This is a genomic window from Pseudenemella bisphenolivorans, from assembly GCF_051133435.1.
Classification (GTDB): Bacteria; Actinomycetota; Actinomycetes; order Propionibacteriales; family Propionibacteriaceae; genus JAAYAO01.
In genome coordinates, this window is sequence record NZ_JBPGNY010000002.1 from 163,979 (window position 1) to 188,555 (window position 24,577).

At 66.9% G+C, this 24,577-nt stretch carries 25 protein-coding genes and 1 tRNA gene; 11 read left to right on the forward strand and 15 right to left on the reverse strand.

The window, feature by feature from the left end; all coding sequences use genetic code 11:
• Nucleotides 1-36: 36 nt before the first annotated feature.
• Genes ACR4XW_RS05620 through ACR4XW_RS05655 form a run of 8 tightly spaced genes read right to left on the reverse strand, consistent with a single transcriptional unit; the run spans nucleotide 37 to nucleotide 6,711 of the window.
• Complete coding sequence (locus ACR4XW_RS05620) at nucleotides 37-1,620, reverse strand: thiamine pyrophosphate-binding protein (RefSeq protein WP_434759554.1); 1,584 nt, start codon at nucleotides 1,618-1,620, stop codon at nucleotides 37-39.
• Between the two features lie 5 nt (nucleotides 1,621-1,625).
• Nucleotides 1,626-2,402 carry an SDR family NAD(P)-dependent oxidoreductase gene (locus ACR4XW_RS05625; protein WP_434759555.1) on the reverse strand — a complete coding sequence of 259 codons (777 nt, stop codon included), beginning with the start codon at nucleotides 2,400-2,402 and terminating at the stop codon, nucleotides 1,626-1,628.
• On the reverse strand, nucleotides 2,399-2,677 hold the full coding sequence (locus ACR4XW_RS05630; protein ID WP_434759556.1) for a hypothetical protein: 279 nt from the start codon (nucleotides 2,675-2,677) through the stop codon (nucleotides 2,399-2,401). The genes ACR4XW_RS05625 and ACR4XW_RS05630 overlap by 4 nt, the downstream gene beginning before the upstream one ends.
• A gap of 8 nt (nucleotides 2,678-2,685) precedes the next feature.
• Complete coding sequence (locus ACR4XW_RS05635; protein ID WP_434759557.1) at nucleotides 2,686-3,225, reverse strand: aromatic-ring-hydroxylating dioxygenase subunit beta; 540 nt, start codon at nucleotides 3,223-3,225, stop codon at nucleotides 2,686-2,688.
• A 2-nt stretch (nucleotides 3,226-3,227) separates the two neighbouring features.
• The gene (locus ACR4XW_RS05640) at nucleotides 3,228-4,553 is read right to left on the reverse strand and encodes an aromatic ring-hydroxylating oxygenase subunit alpha (protein ID WP_434759558.1); all 1,326 of its coding nucleotides are present in this window, start codon (nucleotides 4,551-4,553) and stop codon (nucleotides 3,228-3,230) included.
• A gap of 1 nt (nucleotide 4,554) precedes the next feature.
• Nucleotides 4,555-5,583, reverse strand: a complete 1,029-nt coding sequence (locus ACR4XW_RS05645) for a dihydrodipicolinate synthase family protein (RefSeq protein ID WP_434759559.1) — start codon at nucleotides 5,581-5,583, stop codon at nucleotides 4,555-4,557.
• 31 nt (nucleotides 5,584-5,614) lie between these two features.
• Entirely contained in the window at nucleotides 5,615-6,454 is an 840-nt protein-coding gene (locus ACR4XW_RS05650; RefSeq protein ID WP_434759560.1) for a DODA-type extradiol aromatic ring-opening family dioxygenase, read from the reverse strand.
• Nucleotides 6,451-6,711 carry a hypothetical protein gene (locus tag ACR4XW_RS05655; protein WP_434759561.1) on the reverse strand — a complete coding sequence of 87 codons (261 nt, stop codon included), beginning with the start codon at nucleotides 6,709-6,711 and terminating at the stop codon, nucleotides 6,451-6,453. The genes ACR4XW_RS05650 and ACR4XW_RS05655 overlap by 4 nt, the downstream gene beginning before the upstream one ends.
• 196 nt (nucleotides 6,712-6,907) lie before the next feature.
• Between ACR4XW_RS05655 and ACR4XW_RS05660 the strand changes: the two genes are divergently transcribed.
• The 3 genes from ACR4XW_RS05660 (at nucleotide 6,908) to ACR4XW_RS05670 (ending at nucleotide 10,058) form a co-directional block, all read left to right on the forward strand.
• The gene (locus ACR4XW_RS05660; RefSeq protein WP_434759562.1) at nucleotides 6,908-8,362 is read left to right on the forward strand and encodes an NAD-dependent succinate-semialdehyde dehydrogenase; all 1,455 of its coding nucleotides are present in this window, start codon (nucleotides 6,908-6,910) and stop codon (nucleotides 8,360-8,362) included.
• Between the two features lie 65 nt (nucleotides 8,363-8,427).
• Nucleotides 8,428-9,207, forward strand: coding sequence for an HpcH/HpaI aldolase family protein (locus ACR4XW_RS05665; protein WP_434759563.1), 780 nt, complete (start codon nucleotides 8,428-8,430; stop codon nucleotides 9,205-9,207).
• 35 nt (nucleotides 9,208-9,242) lie between these two features.
• On the forward strand, nucleotides 9,243-10,058 hold the full coding sequence (locus ACR4XW_RS05670) for an alpha/beta hydrolase family protein (RefSeq protein ID WP_434759564.1): 816 nt from the start codon (nucleotides 9,243-9,245) through the stop codon (nucleotides 10,056-10,058).
• A gap of 2 nt (nucleotides 10,059-10,060) precedes the next feature.
• Here ACR4XW_RS05670 and ACR4XW_RS05675 read toward each other — a convergent pair whose 3' ends face one another.
• On the reverse strand, nucleotides 10,061-11,650 hold the full coding sequence (locus ACR4XW_RS05675; RefSeq protein ID WP_434759565.1) for a helicase HerA-like domain-containing protein: 1,590 nt from the start codon (nucleotides 11,648-11,650) through the stop codon (nucleotides 10,061-10,063).
• Nucleotides 11,651-11,794: 144 nt separating this feature from the next.
• Between ACR4XW_RS05675 and ACR4XW_RS05680 the strand changes: the two genes are divergently transcribed.
• The 3 genes from ACR4XW_RS05680 to ACR4XW_RS05690 all read left to right on the forward strand — a co-directional run bounded on the left by ACR4XW_RS05680 (nucleotide 11,795) and on the right by ACR4XW_RS05690 (nucleotide 12,734).
• Nucleotides 11,795-12,088, forward strand: a complete 294-nt coding sequence (locus ACR4XW_RS05680) for a type II toxin-antitoxin system VapB family antitoxin (RefSeq protein WP_434759566.1) — start codon at nucleotides 11,795-11,797, stop codon at nucleotides 12,086-12,088.
• 7 nt (nucleotides 12,089-12,095) lie between these two features.
• The gene (locus ACR4XW_RS05685) at nucleotides 12,096-12,611 is read left to right on the forward strand and encodes a LytR C-terminal domain-containing protein (protein WP_434759567.1); all 516 of its coding nucleotides are present in this window, start codon (nucleotides 12,096-12,098) and stop codon (nucleotides 12,609-12,611) included.
• 38 nt (nucleotides 12,612-12,649) lie between these two features.
• Nucleotides 12,650-12,734 (forward strand) — tRNA-Ser (locus ACR4XW_RS05690).
• A gap of 48 nt (nucleotides 12,735-12,782) precedes the next feature.
• On the opposite strand, the gene ACR4XW_RS05695 is transcribed toward ACR4XW_RS05690, so the two are convergent.
• Nucleotides 12,783-13,223: a nucleoside deaminase gene (locus ACR4XW_RS05695; protein ID WP_434759907.1), complete on the reverse strand. Its 441-nt coding sequence runs from the start codon at nucleotides 13,221-13,223 to the stop codon at nucleotides 12,783-12,785.
• Nucleotides 13,224-13,245: 22 nt separating this feature from the next.
• A complete protein-coding gene (locus tag ACR4XW_RS05700; RefSeq protein WP_434759568.1) occupies nucleotides 13,246-13,824 on the reverse strand; it encodes a tRNA adenosine deaminase-associated protein in 579 nt (192 codons plus the stop codon).
• Between the two features lie 115 nt (nucleotides 13,825-13,939).
• On the opposite strand from ACR4XW_RS05700, the gene upp reads away from it, so the two are divergent.
• Nucleotides 13,940-14,566 carry a uracil phosphoribosyltransferase gene (upp, locus tag ACR4XW_RS05705; protein ID WP_434759908.1) on the forward strand — a complete coding sequence of 209 codons (627 nt, stop codon included), beginning with the start codon at nucleotides 13,940-13,942 and terminating at the stop codon, nucleotides 14,564-14,566.
• A 2-nt stretch (nucleotides 14,567-14,568) separates the two neighbouring features.
• On the opposite strand, the gene ACR4XW_RS05710 is transcribed toward upp, so the two are convergent.
• The 3 genes from ACR4XW_RS05710 to ACR4XW_RS05720 form a co-directional block, all read right to left on the reverse strand.
• Nucleotides 14,569-15,840, reverse strand: a complete 1,272-nt coding sequence (locus ACR4XW_RS05710; RefSeq protein WP_434759569.1) for a hypothetical protein — start codon at nucleotides 15,838-15,840, stop codon at nucleotides 14,569-14,571.
• 55 nt (nucleotides 15,841-15,895) lie between these two features.
• Nucleotides 15,896-17,512 (reverse strand): ABC transporter substrate-binding protein, encoded by a 1,617-nt coding sequence (locus ACR4XW_RS05715; protein ID WP_434759570.1) that lies wholly within the window; start codon nucleotides 17,510-17,512, stop codon nucleotides 15,896-15,898.
• Between the two features lie 141 nt (nucleotides 17,513-17,653).
• Complete coding sequence (locus ACR4XW_RS05720; RefSeq protein WP_434759909.1) at nucleotides 17,654-18,553, reverse strand: 1,4-dihydroxy-2-naphthoyl-CoA synthase; 900 nt, start codon at nucleotides 18,551-18,553, stop codon at nucleotides 17,654-17,656.
• A gap of 98 nt (nucleotides 18,554-18,651) precedes the next feature.
• Here ACR4XW_RS05720 and ACR4XW_RS05725 point away from each other — a divergent pair, with 98 nt between their 5' ends.
• From ACR4XW_RS05725 to ACR4XW_RS05740, 4 genes are read left to right on the forward strand one after another with little or no spacing between them, the layout of a single operon-like run.
• A complete protein-coding gene (locus ACR4XW_RS05725) occupies nucleotides 18,652-19,134 on the forward strand; it encodes a YbaB/EbfC family nucleoid-associated protein (RefSeq protein WP_434759571.1) in 483 nt (160 codons plus the stop codon).
• Entirely contained in the window at nucleotides 19,127-19,441 is a 315-nt protein-coding gene (locus ACR4XW_RS05730; protein ID WP_434759572.1) for a hypothetical protein, read from the forward strand. Before ACR4XW_RS05725 ends, ACR4XW_RS05730 begins: the two co-directional genes overlap by 8 nt.
• On the forward strand, nucleotides 19,438-22,428 hold the full coding sequence (locus tag ACR4XW_RS05735) for a WXG100-like domain-containing protein (protein ID WP_434759573.1): 2,991 nt from the start codon (nucleotides 19,438-19,440) through the stop codon (nucleotides 22,426-22,428). The genes ACR4XW_RS05730 and ACR4XW_RS05735 overlap by 4 nt, the downstream gene beginning before the upstream one ends.
• Before the next feature lie 4 nt (nucleotides 22,429-22,432).
• Nucleotides 22,433-23,701 (forward strand): GNAT family N-acetyltransferase, encoded by a 1,269-nt coding sequence (locus tag ACR4XW_RS05740; RefSeq protein WP_434759574.1) that lies wholly within the window; start codon nucleotides 22,433-22,435, stop codon nucleotides 23,699-23,701.
• 24 nt (nucleotides 23,702-23,725) lie between these two features.
• Here ACR4XW_RS05740 and ACR4XW_RS05745 read toward each other — a convergent pair whose 3' ends face one another.
• Complete coding sequence (locus ACR4XW_RS05745) at nucleotides 23,726-24,529, reverse strand: hydroxymethylpyrimidine/phosphomethylpyrimidine kinase (protein ID WP_434759575.1); 804 nt, start codon at nucleotides 24,527-24,529, stop codon at nucleotides 23,726-23,728.
• Nucleotides 24,530-24,577 lie beyond the last annotated feature (48 nt).

Genomic DNA, 24,577 nt, shown 5'->3' on the forward strand with positions numbered 1-24,577 from the left:
TTCGGGGTCCCTTCGGGTAGGCGGTGCCGGGTTCTTTCAGTGCCGGAAGTCTTGTTCGATCCAGTAGCCGACCACGGTGGGGTCGATCCGAACGTCGACCACGAGCGGTCCCGCACCGGCCTGCAACCACTCACCGATCGCGGCCAGGTCGTCCAGGGAGCGCACCGTGATGCCGGCGGCGCCGAAGCCTCGGGCGCCGGCCGCCAGGTCAACTTCCGGGAATCGCACGAGTTCGTAGCCGGGGTCGTCCATGCCGAAGTGGTGTACCTCGGCTCCGTAGGCGCTGTCGTTGAGTACCACCACGAGCAGCTTCAACCGCAACCGGCAGGCGGTTTCCAGATCGGCCAGCGACATCTGCCAGCCGCCGTCACCGGCGACCAGAACGGTGAGCCGATCGGGACGTCCCAGAGCAGCCCCGAGTGCTGCCCCCAGGCCCAAACCGATGGATTGAAAGCCACCGCTGGTGAAGATGAAGCCCGACGGGTCGGGAACCTGCAGACCGACGATCGGCCATCCGATGAAGTGACCCCCATCGACGACCACGGTGCGTTCGGCGGGCAGCAACTGATCGAGTTCGCGCACCACCTGTCCCGGGTGCAGGCCCTGTGGTGCATCGGGCCAGATCGACTCGACCGGGGTTACCGTGGCCGGTTCTCCTCCGCCTTCCACCGATGACAGCAGGTCGGTGACGCACGTGGCGACGTCGCTGACCAGGGCCAGATCGACGAACCGGTTGAGGCGCAGGGCCGCCGGATCGTTGTCGATCTGGATCACCTTCCGGTCCGAGACCAGGGTGTCGGCCCGCGTCGTCCAGTGCGTGAGTGAGCATCCGAACGCGATGATGAGGTCGACTTCGGCCAGGGCGTCGACGACCCATTGGGGAGAGAAGCCGCCCATGATCCCGAGGTTGGCCGGGTGACCTGCGAAAAGATCCTTGGCATGTGCGGAGGTGGCCAGGAGTGCGCCCGTGCGATCGGCCAGTTCGCGCAACTCGGCCCCTGCCCCGGCCAGCCACGCCCCCCTGCCGGCGAGCAACAGTGGCCGCCGAGCCGCCCGGAGAGCCTCGTGGACCTCGGCGACGTCGGCACCCCGGGCCGCGACGGTCGGGGCGGCGGGGCGGTACTGTTTTCCGCCCGAGTACGGCAGGTCTTGGATGTCGAGCGGCAGGTCGAGCAGAACCGGACGCCGTTCGTCGACGGCCCGTTGCCAGGCCCGCTGCAGGTCTTGGTCGACCGATTCGGCCGAATGGATCCGGTCGGCTATCGCGCCCACCGCAGTGGCCATTGCGGCTTGGTCGGCCCGGAAGGTCGATCGCAGGTCGCCGGCAGGTGCGCAACCGGCCACCACCAGAAGTGGCGATCTCGACTTGGCGGCTTCGCCCAACGCCGTCAGTGCGTTGGTGAAACCGGGGCCCTGGTGAACCGACGCGACGCCGATTCGGCCCGTGGTGCGCCAGAGACCGTCGCATGCGCCCACCGCGGCCGATTCGTGCCGCACGGCGTGAAACTCTGCTCCTTCGGCCACCATCGCGGCGGTGGCTCGGTAGTTGCCACTACCGATCACGCCGAAGACATGTTCGACGCCTGCTTGGGCGAGCCAGGTGCCCACGTGTTCGGTCACCGTTGTCATGGTTTTCTCCCGCCATCGGAATTGATCACCACACCCGTCACGCAGCGGGCGGCCCGAGGGTCGGCCAGGTACTGATAAGCACCGGCGTGATCCTCGGGTTGGGGTGTCAGTTGCAGCAGCGTGCCCGCCGCGATCCGCGCGTCCCGGCCGGGCACGGTGTCGGCCGACTGCCGGGCCAAACCGAGACTCTCGGCTCCGGAAAACTTGGTTCCGCCGGTTCCGCCGGGGGCGACACCATTCACCCTGATCTGCGGTGCGAGGTTGGTGGACAGGTGCGACACCACCCCGCGCAGGGCCCATTTCGAGCTTCCGTACAGGACTCCTCCGCCGACCGGGTGAAAAGCCGATTCCGACAGCGTCAAGGTGATCGACGCCGGGGCCGTCGCCCGTCGCAGTGCCGGCAGAGACACGCGGATCGCCAGCAATGCCGACAGGACGTTCACCTGCCACACCTCGGTGGCGGCGGTGGCCAGATCGGCTGCCTCGATGTCATCGAGGGCGGTGTAGCCGTCGAAGGTGCCGACACAGCACGTGAGCTGGTCGAGTTCGGCCCCCACGGCGTCCACTGCGCCCTGGAGGGCATCGGCCGAGAGCGCATCACCCTCGATCGCCTGCAGTCGACCGGAGTCGTGGCCCGTGAGGGCCGTGACGTTGCGGTCCAGCACCGTGACGGTGGCTCCGGCTTCCAGGTACGACCTCACCGCGGCAAGGCCGATGCCGGAGCCACCTCCGGTCACGAGGATCCGCAGACCGTCCAGGGTCCCGGCGGTCATGAGGTGCCGGGGTTGTGACTCAGCAAGGATGTGATGAGCTCGGGCTCGGAGTAGCTGAGGCAGTCCAGGGCGACCGCATCGAGGTGGATGCGGGCCCCCCGGCGTGGCGAGGCAATCTCCAACCGGGTGCCGTTGCGGGTCTTCACCCGGCGAACCACCACGTCGGCGAACTCGTTGGAGATCACGATCGGCCCGTCGACGTCGTCGGAGGGAATGCTCTTCGCGGTGCCGTCGGGTTCGGGCACTTCGACCCGGGCTTGTGGGGTGTCGGGCATGACAACTCCTAGAAGAAGATGGACAGGTTGTGGGCGTTCACCAGGGACTGATCGAGCGCACCCCAGCGTTCGGTGATCAGCCAGCTGTCGCCGTCGCGAACGATGGTGTCGCGGCGCTGCACCGACAGCAGGCTCGGTACCGGATCGTCGCCACGGCTGCGGTAAATCAGTACGTTGCTGCGCACCACGTACTGCTCGGGCTGTTCCCCGGGGAAGACCAGCACATTCGTGACGTAGCGCCGGGTGCGCGAGGGGGGCTGTTCGGCCCACGCGAACTCCGTTTCGAGGCGTTCGACCCGAATCTCCAAGGAGCGCTTGGTGTCATCGAACACGTGTGCTTTCGGGGCCAGTTCCCATTCCGCCCCGGCTTCCCGAGTGATCCGCACCGGCATCTGGTAGGTCGCCTCCGGCGCCCAGAACTGCAGCCAGTCGCGGAAGCGACGCTCCTCCAGGGCCAACGCCTCCAGGTACAGAAAGGTCCGTAAGTCGTTGGTCGTTTGCGGGTCGCTCACCCCGGTGAGCCGGGGGTCGTCGTGCGAGACGGACATCATCACTCCTCTCGCGACAGGTAGTCGGCGTAACAACTCCACAGGTTGCGGAAGTTGGTGTCGTTGACGTAGGGACTGACGACGTGCCCCGGGCCGGCGAACTCCTCACGGGTCAACGGCTCGCGGTGGCTGCCCATGAAGTAGGGGAAGTCGACCTCGCGGTGTCGCAGCAGGCTCGAAGCGGCGCTTCGGGTGACCTTGCTCCAGTTCTCGAAGTCGTCCTGTTCGAAAGTGCCGGCTTGGCCGAAGGCAAGGGTGTAGGCCTGATAGGCCTCGTCCTTGTACTCCTGGCTCGCACCCTTGGGCACCAGGCACCACGACAGCATCTCCATCTTGCCCGGGGCGTAGGGGCGGTAGAGCCGCATGGTGACGAACCGCACCCCCACCTCCCCGGGCTCCATGCTGAACGGCTGCATCAGGAAAGCGAGGTTGGGGAACACCAGCCCGACCGCGGTGCGGACCTTGGAGAAGACTTCCCACTGATCCTCGCTGAGGGTCTCCTTCATGTCCGCCTTCGTGGCTTCGGGGAAGCCGGCGAAGGCAGGAAAATCCGGAGTGTGCCCCAGGCCGATGCCATGGCCCTTCCCGGGAATGCTGGCCGCCCAGCCCTGGGAGTGCGTCGCCCCCGACGACCGGAAGTAGCCCAGATGGAATCCGAACTGGTGGGCCACCGGGGTGTGGTAGCCGTCACCGTTGAAGTTCTCCGCGCAGATCTTCCAATCGGTGTCGGCCAGCCACCGGTCGGGTGGGCCGTACACCTCGGCGCCTTCCTTCCCCGGCCTGAGGTACATGTCCAGGTAGAAGGTGAAGTCACCCAGGTAGTCGGCGAGGTCTTCGGCCTCATCGTCCAGGGTGCCGAAGATCAGCCCCTGGTACGAGTCGGTGCGTACCGGCAGCAGCCCCCATTCCTTGCGCTTGAGCTGACCGTCGTAGCCCTCGTTCATGTAGGGCACCCCGATCAGGTCTCCGGTGTTCTTGTAGACCCAACCGTGGTAGGAGCAGCGGAAGTGGGAGGCATTGCCCATGTCGGACTTGCACATCATGTTGCCGCGGTGGCGGCACATGTTGAGGCTTGCCCGCACCTCCCCGTCCTCGGTGCGCGCCACGATGATGCTGTTGTTCGCGATGGTGCGGACAACGTAATCACCCTTGGCGGGGATCTCGGACTCATGGGCCAGAAAGTTCCACGCCCGACCGAACAAGCGTTCCTGTTCGGTCCGAAAGACCTCTTCGTCGTTGAAGAGTCGGGCCGGCATGGCCCCACCCTGCACTTTGTCTTTCAGGCCCATCAGCATTGTGTTCAAACGTTCGCTGATCGGGGCAGTCATGTCAGGCCCCCTGAGTCCCACCGAGTCGCTGCTCGACCTCGGTGATAATCTGCTTGTACCGCTCGACGTGCTCCAGGGTGGTGCGCACGTGCTCCTCGGGCACCATGTCGTCGGTGTACGGAACCCGGCTGCTGCCGGTCTGCATGTAGCCGGCCGCGTTGACTCGGATCTTCTCCAGGCTCACGTTGTACTTGGCGAACTCCATGAAGTCCTGGCCGACGAGGAAGGGCTCGTGGGCCCAGCGCAGACGCTCGGTGAGCCAGCGCGCGTCATCGGTACGGCCTTCGCGGAGGGCATCGCGCAGGGCGAGCACCGGGCCGGGGCCCATCGCGGTGGTCGACGACCAGGCCATGCCCACCAGTTCTTCGCCGTACATCTCCCAGGCCGGGAACCAGTCGGTCTCGATCGGCATCAGCGGGAAGTTCTTGCCGGTCCACGCCATGTCGTTGTGGTAGCGGAAACCGACGGAGGCGCCGCCGGCGTACTTGACGGCCACCACCTGGGGCAGTTCAACGAGGGTCTTGTAGACCGAGCGCGGAATGATGCCACCGAAGGCTGCGGTGTTGTCGTAGACGACCATGGCCACCTCCGGGACGGCCTCGGCGATGTCCTTGTAGAACTTGGCCATCGCCGGCGCCACCATGGAACCCCACATCGGCCTACCCAGCAGGGTGCCGTGAGCCCCCAGGTCGCGCAGGAACTGCATCCGGGAGATCGTGTCGCGGGTGTTCAGGGTGGTGGCGCCGACGAAGACGGGGAAGTCCGGGTTGATGCCCTGGGCGGTCTTCACCACACACTCGGCGAAGGCCTTCCACTCTTCGAGGGTCAATGCGGCGCATTCGCCCAAGGTGCCGTTGGTCGCGATGGAGTCGACTCCGTCGTTGATCAACGCCTTGACCATGCGCTCGGATTCGACCAGGTCAACGGTGTTCTGCGCGTCGACCGCTTCTGCGCCGGGCAGGGCAGGGGTCGGGGGGTAAGCCATCACGCCACGCATCTCGGCACCGGTGATCTTGGGGAGCTTGGACATTTCGTTCTTCTTTCTCTTGTTGTTGTCGGGTTCAAAGTCGAGCGGCGGCAACACCTGTGCCGGTCAACCACTCGGGGACGGGTTCGTAGGCCAGAACGTCGAAGGGAGTACCGGCTGCGCCGGCGGCCACCAGCCAGGTGCGGATCTCGTGGGCGCCGTTGCCGGCCGCGTCGATCTCGTCGTTGGAGAAATCGACCAACCGGTCGGGATCACCGGCGCTGAGCCGCTCGAGGAAGTCGCGGTCGAAGCGCTCGTCGATGTACCCGGAATCGGGCGTACCCACCGAATGGGACAGCCCGCCGGTGGCGATCACGGCGACCTTCTCAACCAGTGACTGTGCGGCAACGGCGCGACGGAGCATCTGCCCGAAGGCGTAGCACCGACGCAGGGTGGGCCAGGGCGGATTCACTCCGTTGACGATGATCGGCACCATCGGGATGGTGGCGTCGGGGTCGAGGTACTTCCACGGCGTGCAGAAGTTCTCGTCGAAGGCCAGCCCACCCTCGATCAGTGCCGGGTCGAATTCTGCTTCGAGGGCGAATTCGAGCACGTGCCGTCCGAGTTCGGCATGCCCCGGGTACTGCTGTTGCGGCACCTTGAGGAACCGAGCCATCTCCTCGGTGACCGGGCCCAGGTATGACTCGCCGGTCGCGATCGCGAAGGGCGGGTGATTGCCCAGGTGGAAGTTGGTGAAGTGTTCCACCGACACCGCGATGATGGCGTCCGGCTTCATCTCGTGGAGTCGCCGCGCCACTTCGGCGTACCCGGCCATGACGGCCTCGTACTGCCCCTCACCGGCCCGTTCGGGCCATCCGGCGATGCCGGGTGAGTGCGATGTGGCGAACACCTGGACGATGGCGCCCTGGCTCATGTTCCGGCCACCTCCTCGTTGCGCAGTTGCGCGTAGTACTGGGCTCGGTCGACTTCCAACTGGATGGCGCAGAAGTACAGCAAGTAAGGGTTGGCGCCACGTTCGTAGAGAGCGCGGAAGTCGAGGTTCATCAAGGACGTGCGATCCGGTTCCTCGATGCCGTATGCGTCGACCACCTCACCCGGGTCTTGTTTGAAGCGGGCATTGACCGAGGGGACATTCCTGATGTCCCACAGCAGCTTGTGCAGTTCGAACACGTGGTCCACCTCCTTGTTGACCGGGGCCCCCGGCGGCCTGGCCGGGGCGGGTTGTTGCAACCCTAGAAAGCGCTTCCGCGCCGGCGCGTCACCCGTTCGGGGCCTTTCGGCTGCTCGGCCTTGGCTTGACCCCGAATCCGGAGGAAATACTGATCGAACCCGTTAGTCATGCCCTGTCACCCGCCTGGGAGGTCACGTGTCCGATCCATTGCACGAACTGCGTTCAGCTCTTCCGTCCGGCTTGTTCATCGAGGGGGAATGGCAACGCACACAAGCAGAGTTCCCCGTGGTCAACCCGGCCACGGGTGAGGTGATCGCTCAGGTGGCCGACGGTGGGGTGAGTGACGGCATCACCGCTCTGGACGCAGCCTGCGACACCGCCGAGGCGTGGGCCGAGACCACCCCCCGGGAGCGTTCGGAGATCTTGGCCCGCACCTTCGCCCTGGTTCACGAGCGGGCGGACCTGTTCGCCGGCTGCATGACCATGGAGATGGGCAAACCACTGGCCGAGGCCCACGGCGAGGTGCGTTACGGCGCTGAGTTCTTGCGCTGGTTCGCCGAGGAGGCCGTGCGGGTACGGGGCGAGTACTCGATCGCGCCGGCTTCGGGGCAACGCATCATGACGATGCGGGTGCCGGTCGGCCCGGTGTATGCGATCACCCCGTGGAACTTTCCGTTGGCGATGGCCACCCGCAAGATCGCCCCGGCCCTGGCAGCCGGCTGCACCGTGGTGATCAAGCCGGCTTCCGAGACCCCGTTGACCACCTTGCTGCTGATGCGTGCTCTGGAGGATGCGGGCCTGCCCGCAGGGGTGGTGAACTGCATCACCACCACCAACTCCTCCGGGGTTTCGGACGCGATCCTCGCCGATTCGCGGCTACGGAAACTGACCTTCACCGGGTCGACCCCGGTCGGGAAAGCACTACTGCGCAGTGCCGCCGATGGGGTGCTGCGGACGTCGATGGAGTTGGGGGGCAATGCGCCCTTCCTGGTGCTGCCGAGCGCGGATCTCGACCGGGCGGTGACCGGGGCCATCGACGCCAAGATGCGCAATATGGGGGAAGCCTGCACGGCTGCGAACCGGTTCTACGTGCACGCCTCCTTGGCCGACGAGTTCGCCGCTCGCCTTGCCGAGCGGATGGCGGCCCTCACCGTCGGCAACGGTTTGGCCGACGGCACCTCGGTCGGGCCGATGGTGACCGAAAAGCAGCGCAGTTCGGTGCTCGACCTGGTCGATGATGCCGTCGATCGGGGTGGTCAACTGATGACCGGCGGGCAGGCCGTGCCCGGAGACGGGTTCTTCGTCGAGCCGACCGTGGTGCACCGGGTTCCGGTGGATGCGCGTTGTCAGCAGGAGGAGATCTTCGGCCCCTTCGCACCCATCACCACCTTCGATGATCTCGACGATGCCATCGGCTGGGCCAATGCCACCGAGTTCGGGCTGGCTGCCTATGTTTTCGCCGCCGAGGCCGGCGAAGCTCTCTACGTCATCGAGCGACTCCAGTCGGGCATGGTGGCATGGAACACCGGCATCCTGTCCGACGCCGCGGCACCCTTCGGTGGGGTCAAGCAATCCGGGCTCGGCCGGGAGGGTGGGGCCGAGGGCATCTCGGAATTCCTGGAGACGAAGTACGTCGCGATTCGTCCGTGATGCGTTCCCGTTCGCGGAAAGCGCGTCCGGCACCGCAGCCCCGCTGGTTAGCGTGATTCGCAGAGGTGCGGTCACCGGCGACCGACCCCGAGGGCGAAGGCGCGAGCATGGAATACGGCATGTGGTGGGCGACGGCGGATACCAGCCTGGGACGGGTTGCCCTGCAATCCGGCCTGGACATGTTGGCCATCGACCTGCAGCACTCCTTGGTGACCGAAACAACCGTGCTGGAACTGTCCCAGACGACCCAGTTGCCCGGCTCGGCGAAACTGTGGGTTCGGGTGGCCTCCTCGGCCAATGCCCGGATCGGCAAGGCTCTGGACGCCGGGGCCGATGCGGTGATCGTCCCCTTCGTCGACACCGCCGATGAGGCCTCCCGGGCGGTGCGGGCCTGCCTGCACCAGCCGAAGGGCACCCGCAGTTTCGGCCCGGCCTCGGTGAAGACCGACGCGATCAACGACGGCCACTGCGTGATCATGGTGGAGAGCCGCGAATCGTACGAGAACCTCGCCGAGATCGTCGCGACCCCCGACCTGTACGGGGTGCTGGTCGGCCCGGCCGATCTCTCCCTGGACCTGGGCATGAAGGTGACCACGTCGCTCGGCCTGGTGCACCAACCGGAGGTTGCCGAGGTGCTGCGCGGCATCGTCGAGATCTGCCGGGAGGCCGGCGTGCTCTGTGGTGTTGCGCTGGGTAGCTGGGACGAGGTGCCGACCGCCCGCGAACTGGGCTTCAGCTATGTGATCGCCGGCTTCGAAACGGTGCTGCTGCATCAGGCGATCTCCGAGCGGGTCGCCGCCCTCGAAGCCGACAGCGACAAGGCAGGCTCCGCGCCCGCCTACTGAGTACGCTCACGACATCCGAGCGCAACGGAGGTGTCATGACAGTCCCGCACCTCACGAGCCGGGCTTGGTCGTTGCTGATCGGGATGTTGGTTCTGCTCAGTGCCGGCTGTGCGCCGACCGATGCGGGTGAGCCCCTCACCGATCGCACGTTCGAGACCTTCACGGCCCACGGGGAGAGCTCCCAGTATCACCTCTTCGCCGAGGGCTTGTCGGACGATACCCCGCTCGGCCTGGTGCTGTACTTCCACGGCGACGGGGCCGAGGAGTTCGACCATCCCGATGACCCCGACTGCCTCGGCGGCCCCGATGGGGTGGTGTCGGTCGCCCGCGAGCGCGGTTTCGTCACGGTCGCGGTTCGCACCCCCGATACCGACACCCTCACCTGGTGGGAGTCGGGTGCCACCAACAGTGAGTACGTCGCCGCCCTGGTCGAGCGAATCACCAACCAGTACCGCATCGACCCACACCGGGTGTGGCTGGTCGGCTACTCCGGCGGGGCGCAGTTCATCACCCAGCACTACCTGCCGACACGATCCGACACGATCTCCGGTGGCGGTGCGGTGCTCTTCGGGGGCGGTGGCCGACCCGACAACGTCGACGAAGACCCCTACGCCGACGCGTTGAAACAACACTTCGACATGTTCTGGTACACCGGTGCCGACGACGACGGCACCGACAGCACCGACGGGTACGACGCGCTCGGTGACCCGGTTCACGGCGCGAGGGCGGGCTTGGCCCACTACGCGGGCTTGGGCTTTCGCACCGGACATGAGTGGCCGGCCGACACCGGGCACGACCTGAGCGGCCGGTTCGGCCCGGTGTTGGCGAGTCGCTTGGACGCCGCGGGCTGAGTTCAGCGTCGGCGGCGGGCCGTCCCGAAAATTGATCGGACGATCTCACGTCCGGCCGAGCGGGCGAACTGTTTGAAGGCCGATGATTCGGTGACCTGCTCGATCGTGCTCTTCTGCGCCTTCGCTCGTCCCGTGGTTCGCGGCTTCGCTGGTGCCGCACTCTTGCGCGCGGGTGATTGCTGTGCGGCGTGGGCTTCTTCCTCCGCGGCCCGGGCACCCTCTTCGACCTTGCGGGCGAGAATCTCATGCGCCGACTCCCGGTCGATCGCCTGCCCGTACTTGGTGCTCATCGCCGATGCGGCGATCCCGGGGCCGAGTACGCCGGGGTCGACGCTGGACATCGATGCCTGCGGAGCCCGCACCCGCGTCCAGGCCACCGGGGTCGGTGCGCCGTCCGGATCCATCACGGTGACCACGGCCTCGCCGGTGCCGAGTTTCTGCAATACCTCGGCCAGATCGCCATAGGTCGAGGTGGGGAAGGTCTGCACGGTTTCCTTGAGCGCCTTGGCGTCCCGCGGGGTGTGCGCCCGCAACTGGTGCTGCACCCGCGAGCCGAGTTGGGCCAGCACATCGTCGGGTAGGTCGGACGGGGTCTGGGTGACGAAGAAAACCCCCACCCCCTTCGACCGAATCAACCGGACGGTCTGCACGATCGCCTCGAGGAAGGCTTTCGACGCCCCCTTGAACAGCAGGTGCGCCTCGTCGAAGAAGAACACCAGCTTCGGCTTGTCGGTGTCTCCGACCTCGGGCAGGTCGGCGAACAGGTCGGCCAGCAGCCACATCATGAAGGTGGAGAACAGTGCCGGACGGGAGGCCAGGTCGGGCAATTCCAGCAGCGAGATCACGCCCAAACCGTCGCCGGTGACCCGCATCAGGTCGGCGGTGTCGAACTCCGGTTCGCCGAAGAACTCGTCCCCACCCTGATCGGCCAGGGTGATCAGTTTGCGCAGAATCACCCCGACCGTCGCCGAGGACACCCCACCGATCTCCTTGAGTTCGGCCTTGCCCTCGGCACTGGTCAGGTGCTGCAACACCGAGCGCAGGTCGGCCAGGTCCAGCAGCGGCAGGCCGTGCCCGTCGGCGTAGTGGAAGACCAGGCCGAGGGAGGATTCCTGCACCTCGTTGAGGTCGAGCACCTTGCTCAGCAGCAGCGGACCGAAGGCGGTGACGGTGGCTCGCAGCGGCACCCCCATGCCCTGACCGCCGAGTGCCCAGAACTCCACCGGAAACCCGCGCGGGGTCCACTCCTGCCCGATCGCCCCGGTGCGTTCCAACAGTTTCTCGCCGCCTTCGCCGGGCATCGCCAGACCGGCCAGGTCGCCCTTGATGTCGGCGGCGAACACCGGCACCCCTTGGGCCGAGATCTGTTCGGCCAAGACCTGCAGGGTGCGGGTTTTCCCGGTGCCGGTGGCCCCGGCCACCAAGCCGTGCCGGTTCAACATGGCCAACGGAATCCGCACCCCCGCCTCCGGGATCGGGGTGGTGCCGTCGGTGAGCACGCCGATGTCGATGGCCGGCTCGTCGAAGGTGTAGCCGGAGGTGATGGTCTCGACGGTGGCCGGATCGATCGCGGGCTGGGCGGGGTCAGTCATGATCCGATTCTCACGTATCGGATTCCGGGTCGCTCAGCCACTCCCCCGATACCCCGCGCGAGAAACGGGCCTCGGTCCGGAAGGTTGGCAAATCGTGACAGTCCGGTGGCCATATCGTGGTTTTCGTTGACTACAGTGCTAGACGTGATCTTTAGGCGCGTGGGAGACGGACGGCCGTACCCTGATCATGGGTACGTCCAGCGACAGTGGGCTGCAATCGCCCCCCATCAGGTGCGCCTCGACCAATTGGTCACCACCAAGCGCACCTTGGACCTGGAAGCACTGATGGAAGAGGACTCGACCTTCTACGGCGACCTGTTCCCCCATGTGGTGTCCTGGCGGGGCGAGTTGTACCTCGAAGACGGATTGCACCGTGCCCTGCGCGCCGCCCTGCAACAACGCCAGGTGATGCACGCCCGCGTTCTCGAACTCAAGTAGTCACCGGATGCGGAACGCCTGGCGCCATGTGCGCACACCCCTGACCCTGCTGATTCTGATCGTCGGCCTGGTCTTCGCCGCGCAGTGGGGCTGGCGCAATGTGATGGCACCGTTGCCCGAACCGGCCACCCCCGATTGCATTCCGCAGGCGGCCAGCACCCTGGAATCCAGTCAGGTCAGCGTCCGGGTGTACAACGGATCGAGCAAACGGGGCCTGGCCCGGCACGTGGCGAATCTCTTGGGCGACCGCGGTTTCAATGTGATCGAGGTCGGCAATGTCGAACAGCAGGTCACCCAGACCATCGTGGTCGGCGGCAACGAGCACAACCCCGAAGTGAAGCTGACCGCGCAGAATCTGGCCAAGTCCGCCACCCGTGGTGACGGCCGCAACGACGGCACCGTCGATGTGTTGGTCGGCTCGGAGTACCACGGCATCGTTCCGAACGCACCCAAGTCGATCAACGTTCCGGGCGACCAGGTATGCCTGCCGCAGGAAACCGAACCGCCCGCCGAAACCGGCTGATTGGAAACCGACCACCCAAACGCGGTACCCTTTTCGGCGGTGACGTGTCTGAGCGGCCGAAAGAGCTCGCCTCGAAAGCGAGTGTGGGGAGACCCACCGCGGGTTCAAATCCCGCCGTCACCGCTGTGATGTCTTCCGACATCGAAATAGCCCGAGCCCGGTGGGTTCGGGCTATTTCTTTGCCCGGTTCCCGCCGAAGAACTCCTGTAACAGGGCCGCACATTCGGCTTCGGCGATGCCGCTGATCACCTCGACCCGGTGCGGCAGCCGCGGATCGCGCAGCACATCGAACAGGGACGCCACCGCGCCGGCCTTCTCGTCGTAGGCGCCGAACACCAGCCGGGCCAGCCGGGCTTGGGCGATCGCGCCGGCGCACATCGTGCATGGCTCCAGGGTGACCACCAGGGTGTGCCCGTCGAGCCGCCACGATCCGGTTCGTTCCGCGGCTCGGCGCAGTGCCACGATCTCGGCATGGGCGGTCGGGTCACCGGTGAGTTCTCGCTCGTTGCCGCCGACGGCGATCACGGCACCGGACGGGTCGAGCACGACCGCACCGATCGGCACATCGCCGTGTTCTGTCACTCCACGGGCCACCTCGATGGCCCGAGCCATCTGCTCGGCCCAGCCGGGCACCTCAGAACTCCGCTTCGACCACCCGGCGTACCTGCGCGCCGAATCCGATTCGGTCGACGATCGTGAACACCTGCTCACTGGAATCGTCCAGGGCGTCGATCAACGCCTCCACATCGAAATCGCTCACGCCGAGATCGGCGAAGATCTCCAGGTCACCGACCGGTTCGACCTCGTCGTCGTCGATGTCGTCGTCCAGGTCGGTGCCGAGGTAGTCGAGGACGTCGCGGGCCAACGGCCAGTCCTCACTGGCCAGCCCGTCCGACAACAGCACCTGCACCTTGCGGCCGCGCACGCGCACCGCGATGAACACCTCATCGACCAGGGAGACGAAGCCGATCGACCCGGCCTCACCGGGCAACCGCAACAACTGCGCGATCAACTCATCGAGATCGTTGGCGGTTTCGGTGGGCAGGGCGGCAGCAACGAGCTCGCCCTCCTCGCGGTACACCGCCACGCAGAAGTCGATGTCGTCCTCGGATGCGTCCTCGAGATCATCCAGATCGTCGTAGTCGTCATCGTCGTTGTCGTCGTCATCGAGGTCGAAGGACACATACTCGTCGTCCGGTTCAAAGCTGCTCACAACGGCCTCCTGTTCGTGCGCCAGTTCATCGTGTCACACCCGGACGCTTCAGGGGGCATCGCGTGCCACCGTTCGTGGGCGGTATGACACAGTATTTCCCGTGGATGTGCACGTGATCGACCACCCGCTGGTGGCACACAAACTGACTCTGCTGCGTCAGGAAGACACCGATTCGCCGACCTTCCGGCGTCTCACCGAAGAACTGGTCACGTTGTTGGCCTACGAGGCGACCCGCGACATCCGGGTCGAACAGTGTGGGGTGACCACGCCACTGACCCAGACCACCGGGGTGCATCTGGCCCGTCCGCGCCCCCTCGTGGTGCCCATCCTGCGTGCCGGGCTGGGCATGTTGGAGGGCATGTCCCGGCTGATGCCCACCGCCGAGGTCGGCTTCGTGGGTATGGCCCGCAACGAGGAGACCCTGCAGCCGGTGACCTACGCCGAGCGGTTGCCCAGCGATCTGTCGGGACGGCAGTGCTACGTGCTCGACCCGATGCTGGCCACCGGTGGTTCGCTGGCCGGCACGATCAACTTCCTGGTCAAGCGTGGCGCCCGGCAGATCATCGCGATCTGCCTGCTGGCCGCCCCCGAGGGCATCGATTACTTGCGCAGCGTACTGGACGATCTGCAGGTGCCCTGTCGGCTGGTGTTGGCCGCCCTGGACGAGCGGCTCAACGAGGACGCCTACATCGTTCCGGGCCTCGGCGATGCCGGCGACCGGCTCTACGGCCTGACCGAGTAGCGCTACTCGGAGTAAGTCGGGAAGCGGCGGAAGAAGTCGCGCGCCCGGTCGGCCCGTTGGGCCTCGCGTTCGGTGGCGTCCATCCGCGGTGTGCCCTCGGGCAGGTGATGTTCCAGTGCGTCCAGTTTGACGCAGCGGCTCTCGATCACCCCGGCGTCGGACGGTTCGTCCTCGAAGGCCTGCCAGCGCACCGCCATCAACCCCGAGCCGTGGCCGGACGGATCGAGCCAGTTCGGCACCCCCGGGTCCTGCGGTGACAGGACGAAGGTGTAAGTGCCATCGGCATTGGGTGTCGACTGGGAGGTGTTCAGACTGCTGGTTCGGTGCCGGTACTCATAGGCCAGGCCCCAGGGATCGGTGACCTGAATCCCCATCGACCGGGCACTCAGCGGATCCAGGGTGATCACGAGTGCGTCATCGTCGGCCAGCGAGAACCAGCCACCGGACGACGCTCCGCGCCCTCCGGGCCTGACCCGAGCCGGCGCAACCGCGTTGCCCACTCGGGGATAGGAGTAGGTGGCGAAGTACGTGATCCAAAAGCGCGCGATCGTATCGAGCATCCGCGTGGTCAGTTCGGCCAGCCGATCGAGATCAGGCGGAAGCGGTACCGGCCCATCAAGTCGAACGAGTTCAACCTGGCAGGGCATTTCACTGCCCCAATCATCGAGCAGGTCGCGGATGATCAGGTGCGCCGGCTTGTCCGCACCGGACGACATGGTCGCCGAACCATTCGGCCCGCCGGGTTCGATCAGGACGGAGAAGCGACCCTCGTCATCGACGTTCTTCTCGTCGAGCGCCAAGGTGCTCAGTTGTAACCCCGCCTCCGGGTTCAACGCGGTCATTCCCGGAATTCCATCGCGGATCTCCAGATGGACCTCGACGGGGCGGTGGGTCGGGTCGATGCGCCCCCGCAGCTCATACCTGCTCGACGCATCCAATGACGCCAGGCGATACACATTGTCGGGGTTCTCGATCCCGTAACCGCTGTTGGGGAAACTCACGTCGCCGAGATCCCTCTCCGCCAGCACCGACCAACGGAGTTCATCAGAACCACCGGCCTCGGTCATCACGTAGTTGACCGAGGCCGCCGCCAGAGCGTCCAGGGCTCGTCCGATCGTCCGTGCCCCCGATGAGGTGCGCCCTTGCGGACTGTCGAGCAGGTCGGTGGCCAGCCGCTGTTGCAGTTCGATCATGGAGGGGTGGGCGAGCACCTCGAGAGCGAGGGCGTCGACGCGCGCGTGCTCCGCGTTGATGGCCGTATTCGGTCGTTTCATGACTTCGGTCTCCAGTTGGGATGTTCGGTGCGAGTGGGTCATCACTCACGGTCGTTCACTTCTTCGAGAGCCAGGCCTTCTCGAAGCCGACCATGCCGTCGTTGGTGGGATTGATGCCGTGCGCATCGGCCGTCCACCCCACCATGGCGATACCGGCACCCAACGGAATCACCGGCATGTCGGCGGCGACCTTTTCTTCCACGCGACGCAGCACATCGGCGCGGTCATCACCGGCCGCCTCGCGCAGTTCGTCGATCAGCTTGTCCATCTCCGGGTCGTGATAGCTCGAGATGTTGGCCACCGAGGAGGAGTGGAACGCGCTGTACAGCCGCCAGTACGGATCGATATCGGTGATTGCTTGCGCACTGCGGTTGACATCGAAGTCGCGCTCGACCTGGGTCTTGACCGAGTGGTCGGCCACCGTGCGAATGAAGTCGTTCTCGACCGTGAAACCCACTGCCTCCAACTGTGCCTTGATGATCATGGCCTGATCTCGAGAGACCGGGGTGGCCAGCGTGGTGTTGACGATTCGGCCGTCGAAGCCCTTCTCCTTGGCCTTGTTGAGCAGTTCGGTCGCTTTGTCGGGGTCGTATTCGGGTGACTTCGCATCAGCGTGGTGCCACGGAGATTGCGGCCCGAACAGGTGCTTCGAGGGTAGGCCGAGACCGTCGAAGACCCTGTCGTACAGGGCCTTCTCGTCGATGGCGTGCGCCATTGCCAACACGATTTCGGGGTACTCGCCGGCGGGACGTCCGTCGGCGCGATTGACCAGAATGCCGGTACCGACATTGTCGTTGGAGACCCAACCCGGCAGGTCGGCATCGCGGGCCTTCTTGATGATGTCGACATCGCGAATGACCGCGGCCTGTACCTGGTCGCCGTTCAGGGATTCATATTTGGTCTGGTCGGCACCCAGCCAGACGAACCTCAGTTTGTCGAGGTGGGGCTCCCCGTCCCAGTATTTGGGGTTCTTGGCCAGCACCAGTTCTTCGGTGGGGCTGTACGAATCCAGTGTGAACGGCCCCGCACCGATCGGGGTGAACCCCTCGGGACCCTTCTCGATCGCAGCCGGGGCCACAATGAACCCCATGCCCAGACCCAGGGCGAAGGGGAAAGTGGCCCACGACTCGGTCAGGTTGACCCGGACGGTGCGGTCATCAACCTTCTCGGCCCCACCCCACAACGGCCCGATCACCGCCATGTCGAAGCCCTTGTTCTTCACGTAGTACTCGAACGACCCGACCACCGCGTCCGCGTTCACCGGAGTACCGTCGGAGAAAGTGGCACCCTCCCGCAGCGTGATCGTCCACTCGGTGTGGTCGTCGTTGGGCTCCACCGATTCGGCCAGGCGCGGCTCGAACTTCTCTTCCCGGACGTTCCACCGCACCAGTTGGTCGTACACCGCAACGAGCGCGTTGCCACCGGAATACCCCGTGGCGATGGTCTTGGTCGGGTCGAGGCTCCGCGCCTCCGAGAAGGCTGCGAAGGTCAGGGTGCCCCCGGAGGTCGGTTCCCCCGGGTCGGATTCCTCGTAGACCCCCGGCGTGAAGTGGCTGGTGTCACCGTCGTGCGTGGGATTGTCCCGGGGATCCGCCGCATCACGGGCACAGGCCGAAAAGGCCAGGCCACCAGCCACCAACAGGGCAACAACTCTGGGCCATGATCGCCGCATGTTCTCTCCTCAAGGGGCACTCCGAATGTCACAAGGGTGGTCTCGTCAACATCCGGATGGAGGAACGTGCCATTCAGCAGGATCCGGCGCTACGCCATAGCTCGAGCCCGCAGGCCCGGTCACGGCTCAGTAGCAAGTCGCTCAGTAGTAGTACGGAAAGGCCGACCAGTCGGGGTCGCGCTTCTGCAGGAAGGAGTCCCGTCCCTCCACCGCCTCATCGGTCATGTACGCCAACCGGGTGGTTTCCCCGGCGAAGACCTGCTGGCCGACCAATCCGTCGTCGATCGCGTTGAAGGCGAACTTCAGCATCCGCTGTGCGGTGGGTGATTTGCCGAGCACCTTCTTCGCCCAGGCCAACCCTTCGGCTTCCAGTTCGGCGTGCGGGACGACCTTGTTCACCATGCCCATCCGGTGGGCGTCCTCGGCGTCGTAGTCATCACCCAGGAAGAAGATCTCGCGGGCGAACTTCTGCCCGACCTGGCGGGCGAGGTAGGCCGAGCCGAATCCTCCGTCGAAGGAGCCGACGTCGGCGTCGGTCTGCTTGAACCGGGCATGTTCGGCGCTGGCCAGGGTCAGATCGCAGACCACGTGCAGGCTGTGTCCACCGCCGGCGGCCCAGCCGTTGACCAGGGCGATCACGACCTTCGGCATGAATCGGATCAGTCGCTGCACCTCGAGAATGTGCAATCGACCGAGTTGTGCCGGGTCGACGGTTTCGGCCGATTCACCCTCGGCGTACTGGTATCCCGCCCGGCCCCGGATCCGCTGGTCGCCGCCGGAGCAGAAGGCCCAGCCGCCGTCCTTGGGTGAGGGCCCGTTGCCGGTCAGCAACACGCATCCGACATCGGACGACATCCGGGCGTGGTCCAGGGCCCGGTACAGCTCGTCCACGGTGTGCGGACGGAAGGCATTGCGCACCTCCGGACGATCGAAGGCGATCCGCACCACGCCGGCATCAACCGCCCGGTGGTAGGTGATATCGGTGAATTCGAAGCCCGCAACGGGCTGCCACACGGCCTGGTCCCACGAGGGTGTCTGCATGCTCACCCGGGCAAACCTACCCCCAAATCCGGCGCTTCGGGGGTGAACCCGCAGCACGGTAGAAAGGACGGCAACTTCGACCGAGGAGGGGGTCGGCTGTGGCCGAAAACCTGCCGCCGGCCCACATTCTTGAGGCCAGCATCCAGGATTTGGCGCGCCGCGAAGAGCTCCTCACCCGCGAGTATGAGGAGAACGCCCGCACCTTGGCGTCCCTGCTCACCGAAGGGGCCGACACCCAAGGCGTGGGAGAGGCAGCCGACGGGGCGATCGTGGCCACCGTCGATGCCGACCACCGCCTGGTGGACCTGGTTCTCGAGCCGCCCGCGCTGCGGCTCGGCTCCATTCAACGGCTGCGTGACGAGCTGATGTTCGCGGTGAACTCGGCCATCGACGACCTCGCCGAACAACGATCGGCCACCGGTGCCGACATCGACCCGGACGTGGTCGGTGCCCTGCTGGACCGGATGCCCGAGGTCACCGCCCTGCTGCCCGAGAAGCTGCAGGAACAGTTGCGCACCCCACCGGCCCCGACCACCAAACCTGGCCCGATCGACGCACCGGATTGGAAACTCGATGCCTGATCTTTCCTTCGACCTGGATGAGCTGAGCACCGGCGCCGACGCGGTTCGCACGGTCGCCGACCAAGCCGCCACCGACGCCTCGGCCCTGTCCGCGGTCGTTGAGGCCTCCGCCATGTGTTGGGGGGTCGACGAGCCCGGACGGGCGTTCGCCTCGGCCTACCTCGAGCCCGCCACCGAGACGATGACCGCGGCACTGCAGGTCGGCGCCCAACTCGCTGCGATCGCCGAGAACATCGACCGGATGCGCCTCGTCTATGCCGAGGGCGAGCAGAACGGGGTGGATCTGAGTCAGGAGATCCAGACGTGATCACCCCGAAAGCCGGCCCCCTGGTGCCCGACTGGGTGTGGGAATCGTCCTTCCCCGAGGCCGATGAGACCAAGCTCGAGGAGTTGGGCCAAGCCTGGACGGACTACGGCGCGGCCCAGTCCGACATCTCCTCGGACCTGGCTCAGGCCTTCGAGAACATGAGCAGCCACACCGGCCCCGGCGCCGAGGCGGCCGCGGCCAAGGCCGCCACCGTCCGCGGGTGGCTCGGCACGGTGATCGAAGCGTCCGAGTCGCTGGCCGAGACCGCCCACACCGCCGCACTGCTGGTGACCAACGCGAAACACGCCATCAACGTGGTGCTGGCGAACCTGCAGGTGAGCCTCACCCAGTTGTTGATGAAACTGGCCACCGCCCCCGTCGGCGGCAAGGTGGCCGCCCTGGTGCAGGTGCGGCAGTTGCACATCGCCGCGCAGGCCTACTGTCAGGCCATCGCCGCCGCGTTGACCGCGCAACTGTCGGCCCTGTCCCCCGCGGTGAACATCGAACCGAAGGTCACCACCGGCAAGGGCGGCACCGAGGGTGCGCGCGACGAGGGCGACAAGTACGCGCCGTTCAACGACACCGGCCTCACCCCCACCTCACCGCAGGCCCGCGAGCAGGCCGAGCAGGATGCCCGCGACCTGGTCGGCAGCACCGAACACGAGACCGCAACCCAATCGGTCGACGGCGCCCGAGCAGCCACCGGGGAATCGGACAATCCGTGGTCGGGGGCCGCCGAACAGGCCTTCACCGAAGAAGAACGAGCGGCCATGCAGGAGCAGGCCGACAGCGTGATCAGCACCGGAGAGCCCGGGGGGCTGGGCACCGGATCGCTGCTCGACGCCGCCGAATCGGTGACCGAGGATGAGATCGACCCCGAGCTGATACAGGTCGACCCGCCCTCGGGCGGGGCGGCCGAAGGTGGGCCCCTGACGATGGACGAGATCCTCGGTGTCCGGTCTCGCCCGGACGGCGCGTTGGACGAGTTCGAGCCCGGCGGGCCACCAGCCGGTCAGGGCGGCGGGCCGCCACCCGGGAACTCGACCCCGGGCGGATCAGCACCCGACACCTCGACACCCGGTGGCTCAGCACCCGGTGGTTCGTCACTTGGCGGCCCGGCGCCGGGGGCCGATCAGCCGGGTTCCTCGGCCCCCGCCGAGCGTCCGGCACCCGACCGTCCCGCCCCGAGCCATCCCGGCCCCGGCGGACATCCGGGTCACGGCGGTCAAGGTCACGGTGGCCCCAGTCATTCCGGCCACCAACCGCCGACCCAGCACATCCCGTCGGCGCCCGCCCCGAGTGCCCCGCCCGCGGCACCCGAGCCGGTCGGTACCCAGCCCAGCGGTTCGAGCGGCCCCGCCCCGTCATATTCGGGCGGTTCCGGCGGCGACAGCAGCGGTTCGTCCGGTGACAGCTACCGTCCGCCGCAGGCCCCGTCGGCCCCCGGCACCTCCAGCGCCGGTGTGGCGGCACCACCGGCCCAGGGTGGCGGCACAGCCCAGTCGTCCGGGCCGATGGTGGGCGGGCCGATGATGGGTGGTGCCGGTGGTGCACCGCCCCCGGCCGCGCCGGCGCCGGCTCCCGGGCCGAACCTGACCAGTGCCCCGATGTCGATGCCGGCCGCTCCCCCGGCGGCACCGGCGGGCCCGATGGCCGGTCCGACCGGCGGCGCCCCGGGCGGAGCGAACCCGAGCACCGGCCCGCAACCCACCCCGCCACCACAGCAACCCCAGCCGACTCCGAAACAACCCACCACTGCCGCCCCGATCCAGGCGCCACCGAACCAGCAGCAGGCCGCACCGGCTCCGAAACCGGGCGAGGGCTCGGCACCGGTCGAGGACCAAGCCGCCAAGGCCGGGGCCGGTGCCACCGTGGCGATCGGTGCCGGCCTGTTGGGGTCGGTGTGGGACGACCTGCGCCGTCCGGCCCCACCGATCGCCGGTCGCAGCGGCCCGATGATCGCCTGGCCCACCCAGTTCGGACGAGCCGACCAGCCCCTGGCGACCCTGCCCGCCGGCATGTCGGTGGCCTATCAGCGGGTGTTGTTGCCCGGTGAATCCGAGGCACTGCTCAGCGGCCAGGTCAGCACCGTGCGCGGTATGGTGCATCCGCTCGATCACGTCCGGCACCTGACCACGCCCGCCCAGTTGTTCGACGCCCTCGGCCTGGGTTTCGTGGTCAACGAGCACGCCAACGCCACCGCAGCCTTCGACCGCCGCGCCGACTGGTACGACGTGCTGCGCTTCGCCGGGGTGCGCGACCGCGACCTGATCATTCCCCTCGACCGCGGCGTGGAACCGGACGATCGGGAATCGATCGCGCAGGTGCACCGCGATCACACCCGGCCCTGGACCGGTACCGGTTCGGCCCCCGGAGCCACCAGCACCGACCCGATCGACGAGTTCGAGATTCTGGGCACCCGGTCCCTGGCCGTGCCGCATCTGGCCGAGCTGTGGCGGATTCACAGCCTGGGCCCCGACCAGCACCTGGCCACCTGGGATGCCCGCACCGGCACCTGGCAGGGCCCGTCCGGTGGCCAGCCCCAGGCCAATCCGGCCGGACGACTGGCCGAGAACGGCAACTACGCCACCCTGGTGGACGGCACCACTTTCCGGGCCTGTGTGCTGACCGATCGACACACGGTCTTGATCGCCCACGGGGTGCAGGCGCCGGCCGATTTCACCCCCACCGCCGACGGTTCGGCGCGCAAGGTGGTCAGCAACGACGAGGTGCAGCGCTGGGTACACGTCACCAGCGTGGCCACTTGGACCACCGGCCCGACCCCGGTGCATGTGCTGCGTCGGGCCGGGGAGTACGTTCTGGTCGACTACGCCGGTGACTCCCGCGAGGCGGCCACCCGCGTCGGCTTCGTCCAACTCGCCCAGGGGCACTGGGCACCGCGCTGGGTGACCTGGCCCGAGATCATCGACCAGCACGAGGACGTCAAAGAATTCCCCAACCTCACGGTGTTGCAGTCACTAGGCTGAGTGCGTGGCTTACGAATACCGGCTGAACACCGTCACCGAACCCAACGCGCACGACGACCCGATCTTCCGGTCCTTTTCCTCCGCGGTGCGCCGCGGCTTCCACGAGGAGCGCAACACCGACAAGCGGCTGCGCGGTGAGGCCGAGATCGCTGTCGAGGAGGGTTGGGTGCTGCGCGGGGTGCACGCCACCGGCAGCCCCGAGGGTGCGATCAGTGATGACGAGCCGGTGGCGACCTTCTGCGAGTGGACCGGGGAGTTGTCCCTCGGCAGCGGCCGGACGCTACCGCTGCTGCAGATCTCGGACGTGACCGTGCGGCCCACCCATCGCCGGCAGGGATTCCTGCGTCGGTTGATGACCGAGTCGCTCACCGATGCCCACCGGGCCGGGGTGCCGGTGGCCGGGCTGACCGTGACCGAGGCGACCATTTACGGGCGTTTCGGCTTCGGACCCGCCACCTTCCGCAATGCCATCGAGGTGGACGCCGGCCCGAAGTTCGGCCTGAACGAACCACCGAGTGGCCGGGTGGAGTTCTTGACCCCCGAGGGCCTGTCCACCATCGCCGATCAGGTTTTCGGTCAGTTCCACCTGCACCAGGCCGGCTCGGTACAACGCGGCCCGAAACGTCGCGCGGTGCTCAGCGGTGCGATCGATTCGGACACCTTCGAGGTGAGCCCCAAGGTCCGTTCGGCCGCGCATTGGGACGACAACGGCACCCCCGACGGCTACGTCACCTGGCGTCACGGCTGGGACGACGTCCAACAGCACATCGCCGTCTTCGAACTGGTCGCGGTCAACGACCGCGCCCACCTGGCCCTGTGGCATTTCCTCTGCACGATGGACCTGGTCACCCAGGTGCGTTACAAGAATGCGCCGGTGGACGACCCATTGCCCTGGGCGATGGCCGACCGGCACGGCTACACGGTCACCAACAGCCGCGACATGCTCTGGCTGCGGGTACTCGACCCGGTGGCCGCCTTCGGCGCCCGACCGTATTTCCAAGACGGGGAATGCCGCTTCCGGGTGCTCGACCCGATGGGTTTCGCCGACGGCGCCTGGCAGTTGCGGGTCACCGACGGGGTGGGCGAACTGACCCATGCCGACAGCGCCGAGATCGAATTGCACATTCAAGCCCTGGGGTCGGTCCTGCTCGGCGGGGTACACCTGGGTGCGCTGGTCGCCGCCGGGCTGGTGCACGGCCCCGACGAGCAGGTCGATCAGCTGAACGCGATACTGCAGGCCCGGCGCGACCCGCGCTGCCTCACGATGTTCTGAGTGTTCCGACTTCTCCGGGCAGCCTCAGAGTTGGCGCAGCACGTCGAAGGGGGTGTTCGCCGCGACCCGGGCCTCGATCCCGCGGGTGACGAACTCCTTCGCGGTGCGCGCGGCCTCCAACGGGGCGGCTCCCTTGGCCAGTTCGGCGGTGACCGCCGCGGCCAGGGAACAGCCGGCACCGCTGACCGCGTGCTCACCGATCTTCGGCACGCTGAGCACCTCGAGGGTGTCGCCGTCGTAGAACACGTCCACCGCGTCCGGGCCGTCCAACCGCACCCCACCCTTGGCGAGTACCGCGGCTCCGGTTGCCTCGTGGATCCGCTTGGCGGCGGTGGTCAGGTCGTCCACATCGTCGATCGCGTCCATCCCGGCCAGGGTCATCGCCTCGAAGTGGTTCGGGGTGACGAAGGTGGCCAACGGCAGGATCTTCTCCCGCAGCGCGGTGTCGGTGTCCAGGGCCGCACCGGCCTCCTGGCCCTTGCAGATCAGCACCGGGTCGACCAGCAGGGTCGTCGGCGAACGGTCGGCCAGGGCGGCGGCCACGGTGTCGATGGTCACCGGGGTGCCGAGCATGCCGATCTTGATGTGCTGGATGTCGTAGGTGGCGAACTCCACCTCGAGCTGATCGGCGATCACCTGGGCGTCCACCGGTACGAAGCGGTGGTTCCAGTTGTCCTTCGGGGCGAAGCTGACGATGCAGGTCAGGGCGGCCAGCCCGAAGACACCGCGGGCCTGGAAGGTTTTCAGATCGGCCTGGGCCCCGGCGCCACCGGTGGCCTCGGAACCGGCGATGGTGAGTGCGATCGGCGGTTGCGTGCGCTGTGACATAGCCTCCATGATGGCACGGCCGCAGGTGGGGAATCACCCGAGCGAGCA